The organism is Amycolatopsis sp. NPDC003676 (assembly GCF_053587275.1).
Map to the genome: position 1 here is coordinate 1 of NZ_JBSFNS010000364.1, position 1,175 is coordinate 1,175.

The window sequence follows — 1,175 nt, forward strand, 5'->3', positions numbered from 1 at the left end:
CCCCGAGGCCGAGGCGGTGTTGATCACCGAGGCCGCGACCGGAGTGCCCGCCTTGGCCTGCGCCTTCCAGTACGCCGCGGCGTGGTGCAGGGTGGCGGCGTGACCCTTGAGGTGCACGGCGATGACGGCGTCCCACTGGGACTCCGCCATCCCCGCGATGAACGCGTCGCGCAGGATGCCGGCGTTGTTGACCAGCACATCGAGCGAGCCGTACTCGCTGATCGCCTGGTCGACAAGGGCTTTCGCGCCGTCCCACGTAGCGATGTTGTCGGTGTTGGCGACCGCCCGGCCGCCGGCGGCGACGATCTCGTCGACCACCTGCTGGGCGGGACCGGCGTCGCTGCCGGAACCGTCGTTGGCGCCGCCGAGATCGTTGACCACGACCTGCGCGCCCTCGCGTGCGAACAGCAGCGCGTGTTCGCGGCCGATACCGCGTCCGGCGCCGGTGACGACGGCGACGCGACCGTCAAGTTTTCCCATGAGTCTGTCTCCTAGTTGAATTCGACGCGGCCGTCGGTGATGGCGATCTGCCCGGCGGCTTCGGTCTCGAAGGCGTAGGCGGTGACACCCGGCGCGGAGTCGGTGCGCCACAGGGTCGTGGTGATGTCCTGGCCCGGCAGCACCGGCTTGGCGAAGCGCACGGCGAGCCGGCGCAGGCGCGCGGTGTCCCCCTCGGCGAGTTCGGTCAGTGCCGCCCAGGACGTGAACGCCATGGTGCACAGGCCGTGGTTGATGATGCCGGGAAGCCCGGTCATACGGGCGATCTCGTCGTCGAGGTGGATCGGCATGGGATCGCCGGAGGCGGGCGAGTAGCGGAAGGTCTGGTCCTGGTCGATGCGGGCGGTGACCCGCGCGACCGGCTCCCCGGCCCGATCGGCGTCGGTGATCCGATGATCGGGAGCGGGCTCCCCTTCACCGGGCCCGGCGTCGACCTTGCGGAAGAAGGCGGTCATCCACTGTTCGTTGACGAGTTCGCCTGCTGCGTCGCGTGTTTCGGCGTAGACCACCACGGTCGAGCCGTTGGGCCTGCCCACGTAGCCGATCGGTTTGGCCCGCACCACCAGGTCGTCACCGGCCCGGATCGGGCGATGGAACCGGAAGTCCTGCTCGCCGTGGACCAGCTTCATCAGCAGCTCCACCGGCGCCACCGACAGGGCGGCGGGCGCCATCGAGGT

At 70.1% G+C, this 1,175-nt stretch carries 2 protein-coding genes; both read right to left on the reverse strand.

Going from position 1 to position 1,175, the window contains the following annotated elements; translation table 11 throughout:
• On the reverse strand, positions 1–480 hold a 480-nt coding region (locus ACWDNU_RS46450; RefSeq protein WP_449673521.1), incomplete at its 3' end, for an SDR family NAD(P)-dependent oxidoreductase.
• 11 nt (positions 481–491) lie between these two features.
• The coding region (locus ACWDNU_RS46455) for a MaoC/PaaZ C-terminal domain-containing protein (protein WP_449673522.1) at positions 492–1,175 on the reverse strand (684 nt) is incomplete at its 5' end.